We start from the raw sequence: 17,137 nt of genomic DNA, 5'->3' as shown, positions 1-17,137 counted from the left end.
CCCCATGCCCCATGCCCTACAGTTAATAAACCGTTACACAAAATGAGTGTATATTTGCATATCAGTAAAGTTTGCTTTCAAAATCAGACGCCATAATTTAATAGTGCTATTTTAATAATTGAAGCTACAAAGCTTCCCTGGCAGATACAACAGCCAAGTAGACAAAGTCCACGTTAGTTAAGAGGTAAAAAACGCTGTTACATAGTCTGTCTCGTCAACTAACAACAACACCCAACTCGAAAGCTAATATTTCCTCAATGTGGTGAAGAGGGGGTAATACAAGTAAACGTAATTACATAGCGAGAATGTAATTAGTAATTGTAACCCCGTGTGTCCTGAGTAAACAGAGGAAATCACTAAGCAAGTCGCAGCTTGGGTGTTGTTGTATTTATGAGCGTGGGGCATGGGGCATTGGGCATTGCGCATTGAGAAATATAGTTACCAATACCCAAAATATTAATATTATTATTATTTTTGATGACGTACTTCCACCACAGTATGCACATTACCACGGGGAGTAAAATCTGCTTTGACTGTCGCCTCTAAAGGATCGCAAGCAGCGACAAAATCATCAAGAATTTGATTTGCAGATTCCTCGTGAGAAATATAGCGATCGCGGTAACTGTTAATATAAAGCTTCAGCGCTTTTAATTCCACTACCCGCTCATCAGGGACGTAGGTAATATAAATCGTCGCAAAATCCGGATAGCCAGAAAACGGACATTTACAAGTAAACTCCGGTAAAGTAATGCTAACGTCATATCGCCTACCCACACGCGGATTCGGAAAGGTAATTAATTGTCCTTCCGCAATCTCGCGTTCGCCATATTTCATTTCTTTGGTGTCAGTTGTCATTTGTCAAATAGTCAGTTGTCAGTTGTCAGTTGTCAGTTGTCATTGAGCAAGTGTTATATAATTCTTCCTTGTCCCCCTTCCCAGTCCCTACTCCTGCTCCCAGTCTGGACAATTACTATCATCCCAACCGTGAGGATGCATGGCACAGACTAATAAATTACCACTATAAGCTTGCCCGTGGTAATGGGTACAACCGATACAAGCCGGATTTTTTTCTGCTGTGGCTTCAACTGAATAGGGAAAACCCGCATCTAAATCTGTAACTACATCTTCTAGTTCCCAGTAAGCCTCAAACATTGGCTCGGCTAAATCTTGTAAATACTGGTCAACTTCAGTAGCAATTGTAGTTTGTACCTGTTCAGTAATTTCTTCTGTGAGTTCCAAAAAAGCGTCTACCATGTCACTCATTCCCAGGAAAAACTCTTCTACTTCCTCAGCCACAGTCTCAATGATGTCCATCAAATCTTTTTGCCAATTTTCCATAAACTTGACGCCTTTACTGGCTTATGAATAGAGCGCTCAGTGTGACCTGGCTGGAAGTACTAGTACCGTTAGCTGAAAATTCGCAAAGGATTTTGGATTCCCGCTATGATGTCCTAGGTAGATCCTAGTTCAAGTATATTCAAAAATATATTGTGTTTGTGCTATGGCTAAATTACTGCTATTGACTAGTCATTGCGTTGCAGCCGTTTTAACTCTTCTTGCAGTTCTAGCACTTGGTCACGCAATCCATCTACATCATCAGTTGGGGAGGAATCTTTGACTGTTGGTTCTTCGTCTTCCTCAAGAATTTCGATGCGACGAGGTTCAGCAGGCGGTGTTTTGTCTGTAGGTGCGGTAGATGATGGGGGCTGTTGAGCTTGCTTCATCATATCTTCGACAAAGCGGCGGGCTTCTTCTGTGGTCATTTCGCCCTTTGCCACCATTTCATCTGCCAGTTTTTGGACTTGCGATCGCAATTCGGCTAATTTTCCCCCTGCTTTCTCACCTGCGTAAGAAGCTAAACCAACACCGAGGTAAAAAGCTTTTTGAACAATATCTCCAAAACCAGGCATTGCTGCTGAACGCTCCTAAAAATAGGGCGACCCGGAGTTTACGCCTACCACAAGCATCCCGTATTGCTGCTACCTTCCGGTCCTGACAAGATTTGGGCGTTGAAGTCGCATAAGTCCAGGTCTATTAATAGATTAACACAATAATTCCGTAATTGGATGTTATTCCACAACAATTCGCCATTCGTGTAGCTGATAATTCACGCAACCGTTTGCTACCAAGGGGTCACGGGCGATAATTTCTTGGGCCTCTGCCATTGATTGTGCCTCAAATATCATCATTCCACCGCCAAATCCTGCCCAGTAACCAGTTCTGGCTTTATGTCCTTGAGCAATCAAATCTTGAACGTAAGCTTTATGGGCAGGTACGTATTTGTCAAAGGTAGGTTTATCAACTTTGCCCGTTTCAATTTTGACGAAAATTGGCATTTACTTTAGAACCTCTCGAATTTTGCTATCCTCAAATCCATAGGATAAATCCTTTTCTTTGTGCCCTTTGACTTAAATCTCAAATTGAATGAGCCTATTTTTCATAGCCTTGCTACCACCGCAAGATATTCAAGATTACGCCAACGACATCAAGCAGTATTTTGCTGATAATTATGCCAGCAGACATGCGCAAAAGTCCCCACCGCACATTACATTACAACAGCCTTTTAAATGGGCTGATAGTGATGTATCGAAAATAGAAGCTACTTTGGCGGAGTTTGCGAGTCAAAAACAGTCGCTAACTATTACCCTGAATGGGTTTGCAGCTTTTCCGCCCCGTGTCATCTATATAGATGTGGTGCAAAGCCAAGAATTGCTAAATTTGCAAGCAGACTTAAAAGCCGTTGTCGAAGCAAATTTAGGTATTGTAGATAAGGAAGGTAAAAACCACCGCTTTACACCCCACATGACAGTTGCTTTCCGCGATTTAATCAGACAAAATTTTCAAGCAGCTTGGACAGAATTTGCCAATCGCCAGTTATATTTTGAGTTTATTGCCGATAAGGTAACATTATTAATTCACGACAATAAGCGATGGCATATCAAATCAGAATTTGCTTTTTTACCTAAAAGTGAAAATTCTGATGTTATTTTGTAGTGAGGACTTTATGCTTCAAAATACTACCTGACATCACCCACAACCCATCTGCTATTTGCAGCATCCCATAATAACGAAAAATTTACCGAACTTGGGACAGTTTTTCCGGTTTTCATTGTGTATTCTAAGCGGGCATTAACGGTAGCTGTATCTGAATTTGCTGACAATAAATTGACTTGGGATACATATACACTTTGGACTCTATTTCCCCACCAATCTATATAGGAAAGATAGCCGTTGGGGTGAAGTTTGCGATTATTTTGTAAACTAGGTACTAGTAAATTCCAAGAATTTTCAAACTGACGTTGATTGATATTTGCATAATAATTTTGTATCACTTGTTCTGGTGATGGACGTTCAACTGATGTGGGTGTTGTGGGAGAAACTTGCACAGATGGCGTAGGACTAGGAGTGGTGGTATTTGGTGTAGCGGTTTCTTGGGGTTGATTGCGGATTGTTGCAGATTCGTTAGATGGCTGTGGGGACTGTGCTATTTGCGGTTGCTTATTGTTAGCGATCGCAAAACCAATAATAGCCGCACCCACAATCAAGCCACCTGCGATTAAACTGGCGATTAAGACTCCTTTTTGTCCGTTATTTGTGGGTTGAGGATTAGTTGGTTGATAAGATGGGGCTGGACTAACGGGAATTGTCTGTTGTTGATAAGATACACCTGGGCTAACTGGGATTGTTGGTGGTGTTGATGCTACTGGTTGAGGGTTATAAGGCTGTGTGGGAGGAAAGGTATTTGCGCCAATTTGCAAGGATTGTAGCATTTCCCTAGCTGTAGCGAAGCGATCGCGTGGATGATAGGCGATCGCTTTATCGATAACTCCGGCTAATGTTGGACTCACGTTTAATGCATAATGAGACCAAATAATTTCCCCTGTTCGCGGATCTGTTTCTAATTCTTGTGGTTGTTTCCCCGTCAGCAAATAAATTGCTGTCATCCCTAAACTATATAAATCGCTGGAAAACACCGGTCTCCCCATTGCTTGTTCGCTGGGCATATAACCGGGTGTACCAATGATAATCGAGCTGGTAGGATTACCTTGGGAATTAAATACTGTGCCCATTGTTTCCCGCACTGCACCAAAATCTATCAGTACGGGTTTACCGTCGCGATCGCGCAAAATAATATTATCTGGTTTAATATCGCGGTGAATAATCCGCTTTGAGTGAATATACTCTAAAACTGGTAATAAATTTACTAATATTTCTTTAACAGCACTTTCACTAAATCTTCCTTGCTGTTGCATCTTTGCAGTCAGAGTTTGACCTTGAATCAACTCTTGAACCACATAAAATTGCCCTTCTGACTGAAAATAAGCATATAAGGCGGGTATTTGGTCTGTAGCACCACCTAAATCTTCTAAAATCGCTGCTTCTCTCTGAAACCTTTCTTGTACCAGTTGATAAACCTGGGGATTATTTTGAATTGGTTTGAGTTGTTTAATCACACAGCGACGCCTAGAAGGCATTTGGGTGTCTTCTGCTAAGAAAGTTTCACCAAATCCACCGCCCCCCAAAGTCTCAATTACTTGATAGCGATTATTTAGCAGCGTTTGCATAAGTTGGCGTTAGCCAGTCAGAATCAGGATATCAATTGTATATTTTATAGCATGTTGGATTTGGGATTTAAACAAGATAGCTTTGTTGAAGGCAAGGGGGACGCAGCGACGCGGAGAATAACAAATGACTAGGTTTGGTATTGATTGGCGATCGCTTCACCACACCTATGAAAATATCAGGTTATTATCCTGCTATAAATATCTGCTCTACTGTTAAATTTAATTCCGGGAATGTTGGAGACTGAATTTGATCGTTACTCCGAAATTGAGTAACTTGATATTCACCATTAATCAATTGATAAAGTGAAAAAGTAGGTTGTTTGGGATTGCCAATAAATTTTCTCGCACCTAACGCTGCATAGTCAACAACCCAATATTCAGGAATACCCATTTCCTCGTAATCGGCAAGTTTTAAATAATAATCATCTCGCCAATTAGTACTGACAACCTCTATAACTAAAGGGATTGATGCACCATTGATAATAGTGGAAGATTTTTCCCAAAGAGGTTCCGAGGCTAAAGCTGCATCATTGACGATCAAAACATCTGGGAAATAACCTGATTCTCTTGCTGGAGGTTTTACTATCGCTTGATTAGGGATAAAGTAGGGAAGATTTAACCTGTCAAACTCCACAGATAGCTTTCTTACCAAAAACCCTTTTACTTTCTCATGTTTCCCTGTTGGCTGTGACATTTCGACAATTTCCCCATTGTGCAGTTCGTAGCGTACCCCAGAGTTTTCGGGATACCAAGCAATAAATTCATCAAAAGTAACTATTTTTGGTAAAGCTTGAGTCATAATATCTTTATTTTTGCTTAGGTGTGTCTATTCCCATGATGGCAAAATTGATGGCAAAATTTCCAACTTCTTGTTTATATATCCTAGAGGCATGAGTAATGCAAATAGACTCTTCTTTACCTGTACCTTTGTCCTTAGCAATTACACATAGAAGGCTATTAGCATCAATATCAAAAGTCACCTCAATTTGAGGTACACCGCGTGGTGCTGAGGGAATACCATCAAGACAAAAGCCTCCCAAACTCTTGTTATCGTTAGCAAATTCTCTTTCACCTTGGAGAATATGAATTTCTACTTTTGTTTGACCATCAACAGTGGTGGAGAAAACTTCTGATTTTTTGGTGGGAATTGTGGTGTTGCGGAGAATAATTTTGGTCATTACACCGCCCAATGTTTCTACACCTAAAGATAGTGGTAACGCATCTAATGGCAAGATACCAGTCATATCTCCACTTAAAATACCAGCTTGTATTGCTGCTCCCAAGGCTGCTGGATATTGGGAATTTAACTTTAAGTTTGGCTCTTTATTAAAAAAGTTACGAATTAATTCTTGAATGGCAGGAATCCGACTAGAACCACCAACCATAATTATCGCATCTATATCAGATTTACTTAACTTTGAATCTCTCAGCGAATTTTCTAGAGGAATATGACAACGGCTGATTAAATCTGCACATATTTCCGCAAATTTATCACGAGTTAAGGATATATTTAGATGTTTATAGCCAGAATTTGTCTGCACTATATAAGGTAAATTTATTTCTGTTTGAGTTGCACTCGAAAGTTCTAATTTAGCTTTTTCTGCGGCTTCTGTTAAACGTTGTATAGCTTGTCTATCTTGGCGTAAATCAACGCCTTCGTCTTCTCGAAAATTTTCAATTAAGTAATCAACGATTTGCCGATCGAAATCGCTTCCTCCTAGTCGTTTATCTCCTGAGTATGACAACACCTCAAATACTCCATCTTCAACTATTAAAGTTGAAATACTCAATTGAGCAGCGCCCAGATCAAAAATTAAAATAGTCTCATTATCTTTTTTATTCCAACCATAAGCTAATGCTACTGCTAAAGGATGGCGAATAATCCGCAAAATTTCTAACTTAGTAATTTTTGCGGCGTTTTTGAGAGCATTACATTGAATATCATTAAAATAAGCTGGAACTGTAACGACAGCTTGAATATTTGTATGTCCTGTATACTTGCTGGCACAGTCTTGCAAATACGATAAAATATGAGCTAAAATTTCTTCTGCTGTTAATAGCTGTCTGGTAATTGGGCACTCTATATTGGGTTTACCTGCATTATTAACTATTTTGTAAAAAACTTTTTCTATTAGCTCTTTCGTAATTTCATCATATTCGCAACCGATAAAATTTATCACTGAATCAAAAGTATTTTGAGGATTTTTGAGCGCTTGAGTTTTTGCAGCTTGTCCAACTAAAATGTCACTGTTTTGGCCGTAAGCCACCACAGAAAAAGTTATGAGAGAGTTATATTCATTAGGAATAACAACAGGTTTTCCATCTGCCATTACAGCCATTACTGCTTTTGTTGTACCCAAATCAATGCCAATAATATTCGCACATTGCTTGTGTTGGTGTTTGAATGCTGATGAATGTACATGACTTTGGGAATTGGGAGGAACAGAAGACTGTGAAGGTTGAGGAGGCTTTAATATAGTAGGCGGAACAGAAGACTGTAAAGTTTCATTCAATGTCTGTAAAACATCGCCTGCATTAGCATACCTCTGTCGCCAATCATACCGCACCATTTTCGTTAAAATACTTGCCAGATCATCACTAATTTGAACTCGGTTTTGCCACAAAAGTTCGCCGTCATCATCTTCCGAAAGTAGATGCGGTGGTATACCAGTTAAAGCTTGAATTGCAACCATTCCTAATGCATAAATATCACTCTGTAATCTCGGCTTACCTAATGCTTGTTCGCTAGGCATATAACCAGGTGTGCCAATACTGACGCTGAGACTTGTTTGCCCTGATATATTTGGGGAAAATATACCAGCTTGCTTAACCGCCCCAAAGTCAATTAAGATTAATTTGCCCCCAGGTTTGCGCCGCATGATATTTGAGGGTTTGATATCCCGATGAATCACATTGTTTTGATGGACAAATGCCAGAACTTCTAAAACATTCTGTAGCAGTTTGATAGTATAAGGTTCACTCAAGATTTTGCCAGGAGTCAGTTCTTTACCTAAGTCATGCCCTTCGATAAATTCTTGAATAAGATAAAATTCACCATTTTGCTCAAAATAGGCGAGAAGTTTGGGAATTTGTTCGTGGTTTTGTCCCAGGTTGTAGAGTGTTTTTGCTTCGGTTTCAAATAGTCGTAAAATATCAGGTTGTATCACTTGTGGACATAAACGCTTGACAACGCATCTCGGCTTTGGTTCTACTGGTATATACAAATCTTCTGCAAGATAGGTTTCACCAAAGCCACCTTTTCCCAATAGCTGGATAATGTTGTAACGCTGTCCCAGTGTTTGCCCAATCATGGTGTGATGTTACTGAATTTTTAGTATTAATTTTTGCAAAAATTACGTATATTACATTCTACACTTTACTTTTCTCGTTTATTCAACAAGTTATAGCAATTCAAAAACCTTGGTAACACATCAATCATGTGTCAGGTTCCAAGGTTTCCCTTAACTCATGTATTTGTCGTATTCTTTTTTAACCAGGTATGAGATGTAAATTTATTTAAAAGTCATGACTTTGAATTATTTATTGCTGATTTCTCGCATTAGCAAATACTGCGGCTGCATTTGTTGAACCTACATATCGCCAGTGCCAAGGTTCAAAACTGACACCTTGTTTATTGTTGGCAGGAAAAGACAGTTCAAAGCCAAATTCTTGAGCATGTTTAGTCAACCAACGATAAGCATCTGTATTTTCAAATGCTAAAGTAATGTCTTTTTTCGGGGATTTGCCATCTGTTAAATCTAAAGCAAAACCTGTATGATGTTCGCTATGTCCAGGTGGGGCACTAATTTTTGCGGCTGCTTGTGCCGAACCCCGGCGTTTAATTTGGTTTTGAAATAATTTTTCTTGTTGTTCTATAGTCCGAAATCCAGATACAGGAATAATCCAAATACCTACTTCTCTGGCTGCATAAGTCATTTTCATAAATGCTTGTACAGCTTCAGTATTTAAAGATTCAAAGCGCTGATCTGCACCTGTTGCATAGCTACCAATAAGCATCATTTGGCTACGATCGGCTTGTGGGTAAGGAAAATGCCCATAAGCAATTTGATTAGATGTTGCTGTATTTTGAGTTGTATTTTTCTCGATTTGCACAGTTCTACTAATTTCTAGGGGTGTCGAATTAGTAGGAATATTCGCAGTTGGTAAAGCTATGGTTTCTGAGGTTGGTTGTGCGGCAATTGTAGTTGTTACTGTTGGAGAATTTGTAGCTTGAACGGGTACATTTGAGGTAGAAAATCTCATCATCAAAGTACCACTAATGATAACGCAAACTGCTACAATTGTAGCAGTTACTAATATTTTGACAATATAAGGTAATTTTGAGAAAATTCTCATAATTATTTGCTATTTATTTACTAATTATTTGCGTAGAAGCTATTTTCCAACGTTGGTCTACAAACTGTAAAGTATACCGCACAGTTCTAGTTTTAAAATCAGTTTCTTTAGGAAGAATATTGCCATTTCTATCAAAAAGCGTGCGGTCTTCAGTAACTTTTACTTGAATAGTGGCTTGGTTACCATTAACAACAAAATCGTCTACTCCATCAATTTGTTGTAACCCATATTGGTAATAATGACCGTCGGTTTTGAGGGAGTTGATTGAACCATCATAACCAGCAACTTGCTCGTATTGTTGACCAGTGGTTAATTCAGAAGCTGGTTGAGGATTGTAGGGAGGTGCAAACATAACTTGCTTTGCTTTTAACCAATTATTAATTACATTTTTTGCTCCCGCTTCTGTAAGTTTTGGTGCTATTGTTACAGGTGTATTTGTCTCGGTTGAATTATCTTCAGATATGATTGGTTGCTCTGTGCTAATAGGTGTTGATGGCGTATTGATTGGAGTATTAGAATTAGAGGAGTTTGAATCAACTACTTTGGAAGTTGGGGGAGTTGATTTTTCTTCATTGTTATTAGGTGAATTTAAGCTTGGTGATATGGTAGGTGTAGGAGATGTGGCTACATTTGTTGATGGCTGAGTTGGACTAGATAATTGTCCTCTAACTAACCATAAACCACCGACAACTAATGAGCCAATTACACCACCAATAATTACACCTTGTTGCCAAGTAGCCAAACTTTTAGGAGGTGGCGATGGTTCTGGAGAGTAAGAAATTGGTGGCTGATATACAGGGGGTGGAGATGGAATTGTTGGCGTTGAAACATGGCCTCCGTTGACTGGTGTAGCGATTAGTGTGGGATTAGTAGGGGGTACGGTGGGTATAGCAGGTATGGTGGGTGCAACTGGATTTTGCAATGCGATTAACATATCTCTAGCGGTAAGATAGCGATCGCGTGGTGATTGTTGCACAGCTTTATCCAACACAGCTGCAAAATCTGGACTAATATTAAATGCAAAATTTCGCCAGAGAATATCCCCTGTAGCCGGATCTGTGGGAAATTCTGAGGGTATTTTCCCTGTAAGTAAATAAATCGCTGTCAGTCCTAAACTATAGATATCGCTGGAAAATACCGGCCTACCTACCGATTGTTCCATCGGCATAAATCCTGGTGTTCCAATGACAATTGACGGGGTGGAGTTACCAGAGGTAGTCATGATTGTGCCCATTGATACTTTAACCGCACCAAAATCAATTAATATGGGCTTGCCATCAGCGAAACGCAAAATTATATTATCTGGTTTAATATCTCGATGAACTATATGCTTGCTATGAATAAATTCTAGAATTGGTAAAATATCAATTAATATGCCCTTAACTGCAATTTCACTTAATACCCCTTGCTGTTGGATTTTTTGGGTTAAGGTTTGACCTTCAATATATTCTTGGACTAAGTAAAATTGCCCATTATCGATAAAATAGGCATATAGTTTGGGTATTTGATTACTGCGATCACCTAATTCTTCTAATATTGCTGCTTCTTGCTGAAACCTTTGTTGAATTAATTGATAAACCTGGGGATTATTCGCTATGGGTTTGAGTTGTTTAATCACACAACGGCGATTAGAAGGCATTTGAGTATCTTCGGCTAAAAAAGTTTCCCCAAATCCACCACTCCCCAGCACACGCAAAACTTGATAACGATTATTTAATAATGTCAAGGTCATAAAATAACACTCCTATTTGATTTGTGAACTTACTCATAAATAGAGCAAACACAGAACGGGGAAAGGGAAAGTATCAGAGTAGGTACTTTTTCAAAAATCAAACTGGATTCTAATATTTGGCATTGCTGAATCTAGCGATCGCTACCTCACGTATTCGGCTAGTTGCAAAGCAGAACTCGGATAATAGACAATAAGACGCACAGAAAAATCAATAAATTTATGCTGCGGTTACGCAATATCCGATATTATAGTTGGGGATTTTTTACATATAATTTATATTTAGCTGTTCAATATCATAAACTTTTAGTACCTATAATTAATTTAGTTTTTGCGTAAAAAATTAATTTTTGATAAGTAAGCAAGTATTGCTGTTAAGCAGCCCAATCTTCAGAGTAAGTAGACCACCTTTAATTTCTTAAGCAATTTATGGTGCAGCCACCTTCCCAAAGTCGAACTGTTTTTAGCTCCAATCCTTTTCTAGAATTAAACAACCAAGGTGAAGTTCTCTACTTTGAACTCAAAAAGCCACAGCATATTTTGGGACGAGATCCCAGCACCAGTGATTTACTTGTCCCGCAACATTGGGAAGTAGTTTCCCGTTGTCAAGCGGTGTTATGCAAAGAAGGTGCAGACTACCGCATTTATGATGGCGATGGGCAAAAACCGAGTAGTAATAAGCTATATGTTAATCATTCCCTAATTACTCCCAAAGAAGGCTATTGTTTAACGCATGGTGTAGAAATTCAAATTGCCCAAAATCCAAATCAACTGATTCAAATTAGATATGGTAATCCCTCTAACGCCCATTCAGTAACTACACCAACAATTCGGTCAATTTCGTTAAAACAGCGATCAATTTTACTCGGACGCGATCCCCAAGCTAATTTACAGTTAGATGCGCCTACAGTTTCTCGGCGTCACGCAACCATTGATACTGATGGACAAGGACGTTACATTCTGCGGGACTACAGCACCAATGGGGTGTTTATTGACGGTAAACAAGTCATGGGAACGGCTGTATTGGTAAATGGGGCGAAAATTCGTATCGGGCCGTTTACCTTGGTGGTGCGCGATGAGATTTTAGAAATTCTCGATCAAGGCGATCGCATTCGTCTAGATGCACAGAATATACTTTTAGAAACTAACGGTAAGCGGCGATTAGATAATTTATCTTTTGCAATTGAACCAGGACAATTTGTTGCTTTAGTTGGCGGAAGTGGTGCGGGTAAATCTACATTAATGCGGACGCTGTTAGGAATTGAGAAAATTACTAAAGGTGAAGTGCAGATTAATGGCGAAGATTTGCAGAAAAACTTTAATTTGTACCGCACTCAAATTGGTTACGTTCCCCAAGATGATATTATTCACCGAGAATTGACTGTTGCCGAAGTACTTACCTATGCAGCGAGGCTGCGCTTACCACCGGATATCCAACTGCAACCACTGGTAGAACAGGCGTTAGAAGCAATTAAAATGACTCATCGGCGTCATGCTTTAGTGAGCGATCTCAGTGGCGGACAACGCAAACGGGTAAGTATTGGCGTAGAATTATTAGCCGATCCCAAATTATTCTTTTTAGATGAACCCACCTCTGGATTAGATCCTGGCTTAGATAAGCAGATGATGCAGCTATTAAAGGATTTAGCCCATCAAGGGGGAAGAACAATTATTTTAGTTACCCACGCAACAGCTAATATTACCGAATGCGATCGCATTGTCTTTCTCGGTTTAGGTGGTAGACTTTGCTATTTTGGCACACCCCAAGAAGCTTTGAAGTTTTTTGGTGTGAGTGACTTTGCCGATATTTATATTAAACTCGAACAAGAGCAAGCAGTTGTTAATTATGCAACTTTATTTCAGCAATCGCCTTTTTATCAACGTTATATTGGCAATCAATTAAATACTGTCACTCCATCGCCAGCGAAGTCTTTAGCACCAACACGCAAAAAAGTTTCCTTTGTACAACAGTGGTTTTTATTAACACAACGGTATTGGCAATTAATTTTACGCGATCGCGTTAATCTTCTACTCTCACTTTTAACCGCACCTATCGGTATTGGTTTAATTACTTTAGCAATTAAAGATAAAACACCCTTTGTTTTAGGCGCAGAACCAGATCCCAAACTTGCACCATTAGCTTTGCAAGTATTGTTTGTCTTTACTTGTGCTGCTTTATGGGTAGGACTTTCTAGTTCTTTACAAGAAATTGTCAAAGAAGCAGCAATTTATTTAAGGGAAAGATTAGTTAATTTAGGATTGTTAGCTTATATTAGCTCGAAAGTTACCATCCTTTCAATTTTAGCGATCGCGCAAACTTTATTGATGCTGATAGTTATTTCCATCGGCTTTAAATCTCCTGATTCAGAATTAATTTTCTGGCCGATAGGATTAGCTATTACAACTTTCCTCACTTTATTAGCTAGTTTTAGCTTAGGATTACTAGTATCAACATGTGTGAAAAATAGTAGTCAAGCTAATAGTGCTTTACCATTACTCTTGCTACCTCAAATTATCTTTTCTGGAGTTTTATTTAAAACAACTGGCGATGTAAATAAAATATTATCCTGGCTGATGTTAAGTCGTTGGTCTGTAGGTGCTTATGGTGCTTTAGTAAATGTCAACGGTTTAGTCCCCGAACCAACCAAATTACCTGATGGAAGTACAGTCCCCCAACCATTTGAACCCACAGCAGTTTACGATGCAACATGGGGTAATTTACATTTAAATTGGGGTATTTTATTATTACATGCTGCCATTTATTTAACTATTACTTTTTGGCTGCAAAAGCGCAAAGATATATTTTAATATATTGGGCATGGGGCATGGGGCAATATTAAAATTATTTCCTAAAATATCGTAAGTTATAACGGTCTTGGTATTTGGCAATATATTCTGCATTGCGGATTTCTATAGGCTTTAATAATCGATTAGGAAATTGTTTTGGTGAATATGTCGGTTGATACCAAGGTTGATTATTAAAATAATCTTGTATGCCAGGAGTATCAAACTGTCTACCATGAATTGCAAATACCCAATTACGCATAATATCTAATTCAAAACCATCTTTCCCCGCTAAATCTGCATCAGTTACAGGCCTTTGAGATAGCCAAGAATAATCGTTAGTTGTGGTGTTGTTAGTTGGTGGTGTATATGTATTTGTAGAAGCTGAATTAGAAGCAGAAAATGTCGGAGTCGGAGTGGCATTCCCCGAAGGGGTTGCCGTAGGTATCGCTTGCGGTGTTACAGTGGGTTGGGGGATAGGAGATGGCGAACTAGTGGGAGTTTGTGCAATTGGAGATGTCACGTTTGATGAGGTTTCTGTAGGTGTGACTGTTGTTTGCGCTACTTGTTGAGTAGGTTTTAACACTTGACTCAGAATGATAGACGCAGCAATTAAACCCCCAGCAATTAAACCCCCGGTAATAAAAGCGTTACGATTATTACTTTCTGTTCTTGGGGGTTCCGTTCTTGGCGGTTCAGTTTTTGGTGGTTCTGTTATTGCACCAGGACTGACAGGAATCGTTGGCGGTGGTGGTACAGAATTTACCTGCGGTTGGTAGAATGGTTGGGTTGGTGCAATGGGGCTAGATATGCTCTGTAAAGCATCCAGCATCGCTCTAGCAGTAGGATAGCGATCGCGGGGATGATAGGCGATCGCGCGATCGATAATCTCTGCCATCATTGGGCTAATATGACTGGCATATTGTCGCCAAATAATATCCGCCGTTTGCGGATCTGTTTCTATTTGCTGCGGTTGTCTCCCCGTCAGCAAATAAACTACTGTCATCCCCACACTATATAAATCGCTAGAATAAACTGGTCTACCTGCGGCTTGTTCGCTAGGCATGAATCCCGGTGTACCAATCACAATTGAACTGGTAGGATTTCCTTGGGAATTCACCACCGTTCCCATCGATTCCCGCACCGCACCGAAATCAATCAGCACGGGTTTACCGTCACGGTGGCGCATAATAATATTATCCGGTTTAATATCCCGGTGAACAATATACTTACCGTGAACATATTCGAGTACAGGTAACAAATTTAGCAATAATTCTTGTACAGCGCCTTCACTAAATAAACCTTGCTGTTGCACCTTTGCTGTTAAGGTATCTCCCTCCACCCATTCTTGCACTAGATAAAATTGTCCACCAGCTTCAAAATAGGCATATAAAGTCGGGATTTGGTCAATTGCGCCGCCAAGAGTTTCTAAAATCGCCGCTTCCCGTTGAAACCGTTCTTGCACCAATTGATAAATCTGGGGATTATTTTGAATCGGTCTGAGTTGTTTTACTACACAACGGCGCTTTGAGGGCATATAAGTATCCTCTGCGAGATAGGTTTCTCCAAACCCACCAGCACCCAATGTGCGGATAACTTGATAGCGATCGTTCAACAGGTTCATTCGTAATTCAAAGATATAAGACCTAGATTCAGGTAGTTTACGCAGTCAGCAAACGCACCTGTAATACTTGATAGTAACAGTTGAATATACTTACAGCTAGGGTATTTCACCTGTTAAGTAGCCATAGCGATTATTTCCAGTATACTTTTTTGGTACACGAAGATTTGCATTGATATGTCACCCTGGACTAGTCTAATAACTGCTTTGACGCTGTTGCTCTACCTGGTCATTACAATTAATGTTGGGCGAGCCAGAGATAAGTATAAAGTACCACCTCCACAAATGACCGGAGATCCCAACTTTGAACGAGTGTTGCGCGTCCAGCAAAATACTCTAGAGCAAGTAGTTCTGTTCTTACCGGGTTTATGGTTATTCTCTGTTTACGTTAACCCGTTATGGGCTGCTGGTATTGGTGCAGTTTGGCTGGTAGGTCGAATTGTTTACGCCTGGGGATATTATCAAGCTGCGGAAAAACGGATGGTTGGCTTTGGTATCAGTTCTCTTAGCGGTATGGTTCTACTTGTTGGTTCCCTGGTTGGTATCATCCTATCTTTAGTGCAGCCATAATTTATGCTTCTAACCAAGCTTGCAAATCAGCCAAACTAGTAAAATCTAGCAGTGCTTCCCCTAGATTTTCTAATTGTTCTAGGGGAAGAGTTTCAACTTGTTCACGCACCTCTTCAGGTAATTGTCCCACCCGCCGAGTTAATTGACGCAGAACCAGCGCTCTTTCTCCTTCTTCCTTAATTTCCCGATAAACTCTCGTTTCTTGTAGCGTAATTCCTAACATTGATTCAACCTCTTTACGACTCAATTATGGCGACAGTCAACCGTCAACCGTCAACAGCCCTGACGATGGATTTTGCAACTTAAAAGTAGAATAACCGGATGGCTATTTTTTTGTGAAAGTATTTTGCGGTACAAACAATGAAAACGATTATCATTATATGTTAGCGATAATCGTTTTCAAATCTCATGTCATCAGAAAATCCCACTCCGACTACCCCAGTACATCGCCCTCGGCGCTTGCGTCGCACTGCTACCTTACGTCGCATGGTTCAGGAAACAACATTGACTGTGGATGACTTGATTTATCCGATGTTTGTCATGGAAGGAGAGGAGCAAAAAGTGGAAATTGCTTCCATGCCTGGATGTTATCGATATACTCTAGATTTGTTAGTCGCAGAAATTGCGGAAGTATCTAGATTGGGGATAAATGCGATCGCATTATTTCCAGTAATTCCAGAAATCAAAAAAGACGATACTGGTACTGAGAGTTACAACTCTGAAGGATTAGTACAGCGCACCATCAAGGCAATTAAACAAGCTGTGCCTGATATCTTAGTAATTACCGATATTGCCCTTGACCCATTTACTACCCACGGTCATGATGGCATTGTCGATGAAAATGGCGTAATTCTCAACGACCCCACAGTCGAAGTATTAGTGAAAATGGCAGTTTCCCAAGCTGAAGCTGGGTCTGATATGGTAGCGCCTTCCGATATGATGGATGGTAGAGTCGGCGCTATCCGTCGGGGATTAGATGCAGCTGGATATTTTGATGTCAGAATTTTGGCATACTCGGCAAAATACGCCTCTGCATATTATGGGCCTTTTCGCGATGCTTTAGATTCGGCTCCCAAGTTTGGCGATAAAAAAACATACCAAATGGATGCCGCAAATTCACGGGAAGCAATCAAGGAAGTAGCCCTAGATATTGCTGAAGGTGCTGATATCGTCATGGTCAAGCCGGCTTTGGCTTATTTGGATATTATCAGAAAGGTAAAAGATTATACTAATGTGCCTGTAGCTGCATATAACGTCAGTGGTGAGTACGCCATGATTAAAGCTGCGGCGCAAAATGGTTGGATTGATGAGAAAAAGGTGATTTTAGAAACTTTAACCAGTATGAAGCGGGCTGGTGCTGATTTGATTTTGACTTATTTTGCCAAGGAAGTGGCTTTGATGTTGCTTTAGAGTCAACAGTCAACAGTCAACCGTCAACCGTCAACCGTCATTGGTGATTTTTGTGTAATTACTTGGGTAAATTATTGTTTTGCACCCAGAGGTACGCAGAGT

13 protein-coding genes, 1 other RNA gene and 3 pseudogenes are annotated in these 17,137 nt (G+C 39.9%); 4 read left to right on the top strand and 13 right to left on the bottom strand.

All coding sequences use genetic code 11. From position 1 onward, the window contains the following. Nucleotides 1-468: 468 nt before the first annotated feature. The 5 genes from queF to H6G41_RS15550 all read right to left on the bottom strand — a co-directional run bounded on the left by queF (nt 469) and on the right by H6G41_RS15550 (nt 2,336). A complete protein-coding gene (gene queF, locus H6G41_RS15570; protein WP_190747094.1) occupies nt 469-855 on the bottom strand; it encodes a preQ(1) synthase in 387 nt (128 codons plus the stop codon). Nucleotides 856-942: 87 nt separating this feature from the next. Then, nucleotides 943-1,338, bottom strand: a complete 396-nt coding sequence (locus H6G41_RS15565) for a hypothetical protein (protein WP_190747093.1) — start codon at nt 1,336-1,338, stop codon at nt 943-945. A 185-nt stretch (nt 1,339-1,523) separates the two neighbouring features. Continuing rightward, nucleotides 1,524-1,910 carry a phasin family protein gene (locus H6G41_RS15560; protein ID WP_190747092.1) on the bottom strand — a complete coding sequence of 129 codons (387 nt, stop codon included), beginning with the start codon at nt 1,908-1,910 and terminating at the stop codon, nt 1,524-1,526. A gap of 25 nt (nt 1,911-1,935) precedes the next feature. Beyond that, nucleotides 1,936-2,032, bottom strand: an RNA gene (gene ffs, locus H6G41_RS15555) — signal recognition particle sRNA small type. A 37-nt stretch (nt 2,033-2,069) separates the two neighbouring features. Continuing rightward, nucleotides 2,070-2,336 (bottom strand): YciI family protein, encoded by a 267-nt coding sequence (locus H6G41_RS15550; RefSeq protein WP_190747091.1) that lies wholly within the window; start codon nt 2,334-2,336, stop codon nt 2,070-2,072. Between the two features lie 88 nt (nt 2,337-2,424). On the opposite strand from H6G41_RS15550, the gene H6G41_RS15545 reads away from it, so the two are divergent. After that, nucleotides 2,425-2,994, top strand: a complete 570-nt coding sequence (locus tag H6G41_RS15545) for a 2'-5' RNA ligase family protein (RefSeq protein ID WP_190747090.1) — start codon at nt 2,425-2,427, stop codon at nt 2,992-2,994. 23 nt (nt 2,995-3,017) lie between these two features. Here the strand turns inward: H6G41_RS15545 and H6G41_RS15540 are convergent, their stop codons facing one another. From H6G41_RS15540 to H6G41_RS15520, 6 genes and pseudogenes are all read right to left on the bottom strand, one after another. Then, a complete protein-coding gene (locus H6G41_RS15540; RefSeq protein ID WP_190747089.1) occupies nt 3,018-4,565 on the bottom strand; it encodes a serine/threonine-protein kinase in 1,548 nt (515 codons plus the stop codon). A 184-nt stretch (nt 4,566-4,749) separates the two neighbouring features. Next, the gene (locus H6G41_RS15535; RefSeq protein ID WP_190747088.1) at nt 4,750-5,364 is read right to left on the bottom strand and encodes a Uma2 family endonuclease; all 615 of its coding nucleotides are present in this window, start codon (nt 5,362-5,364) and stop codon (nt 4,750-4,752) included. A gap of 64 nt (nt 5,365-5,428) precedes the next feature. Next, nucleotides 5,429-6,940 (bottom strand): annotated as a pseudogene (gene dnaK, locus H6G41_RS35155) (molecular chaperone DnaK); the annotation flags it as partial. 174 nt (nt 6,941-7,114) lie between these two features. Continuing rightward, nucleotides 7,115-7,876 (bottom strand): annotated as a pseudogene (locus H6G41_RS35150) (protein kinase); the annotation flags it as partial. A 229-nt stretch (nt 7,877-8,105) separates the two neighbouring features. After that, nucleotides 8,106-8,921, bottom strand: coding sequence for a D-alanyl-D-alanine carboxypeptidase family protein (locus H6G41_RS35145; RefSeq protein ID WP_242037941.1), 816 nt, complete (start codon nt 8,919-8,921; stop codon nt 8,106-8,108). A 13-nt stretch (nt 8,922-8,934) separates the two neighbouring features. After that, on the bottom strand, nt 8,935-10,653 hold the full coding sequence (locus H6G41_RS15520) for an IMS domain-containing protein (protein WP_190747086.1): 1,719 nt from the start codon (nt 10,651-10,653) through the stop codon (nt 8,935-8,937). Nucleotides 10,654-11,079: 426 nt separating this feature from the next. Between H6G41_RS15520 and H6G41_RS15515 the strand changes: the two genes are divergently transcribed. Beyond that, nucleotides 11,080-13,458, top strand: a complete 2,379-nt coding sequence (locus H6G41_RS15515) for an ATP-binding cassette domain-containing protein (RefSeq protein WP_190747085.1) — start codon at nt 11,080-11,082, stop codon at nt 13,456-13,458. Nucleotides 13,459-13,492: 34 nt separating this feature from the next. On the opposite strand, the gene H6G41_RS15510 is transcribed toward H6G41_RS15515, so the two are convergent. Continuing rightward, a complete protein-coding gene (locus tag H6G41_RS15510; protein WP_190747084.1) occupies nt 13,493-15,058 on the bottom strand; it encodes a YARHG domain-containing protein in 1,566 nt (521 codons plus the stop codon). A gap of 174 nt (nt 15,059-15,232) precedes the next feature. On the opposite strand from H6G41_RS15510, the gene H6G41_RS15505 reads away from it, so the two are divergent. Continuing rightward, nucleotides 15,233-15,625, top strand: a complete 393-nt coding sequence (locus H6G41_RS15505; protein ID WP_190747083.1) for an MAPEG family protein — start codon at nt 15,233-15,235, stop codon at nt 15,623-15,625. 1 nt (nt 15,626) lies between these two features. Here H6G41_RS15505 and H6G41_RS15500 read toward each other — a convergent pair. Then, a pseudogene (locus tag H6G41_RS15500) lies at nt 15,627-15,872 on the bottom strand (DUF4351 domain-containing protein); the annotation flags it as partial. Between the two features lie 161 nt (nt 15,873-16,033). Here H6G41_RS15500 and hemB point away from each other — a divergent pair. Beyond that, entirely contained in the window at nt 16,034-17,035 is a 1,002-nt protein-coding gene (gene hemB / locus H6G41_RS15495) for a porphobilinogen synthase (protein WP_190747081.1), read from the top strand. Nucleotides 17,036-17,137: the final 102 nt, after the last annotated feature.

This window comes from Tolypothrix sp. FACHB-123, assembly GCF_014697075.1.
In the GTDB taxonomy this organism is placed as follows: Bacteria; Cyanobacteriota; Cyanobacteriia; order Cyanobacteriales; family Nostocaceae; genus Aulosira.
Note: the sequence above shows the minus strand (reverse complement) of the source record. Positions and strands in the feature narration are given on the sequence as shown.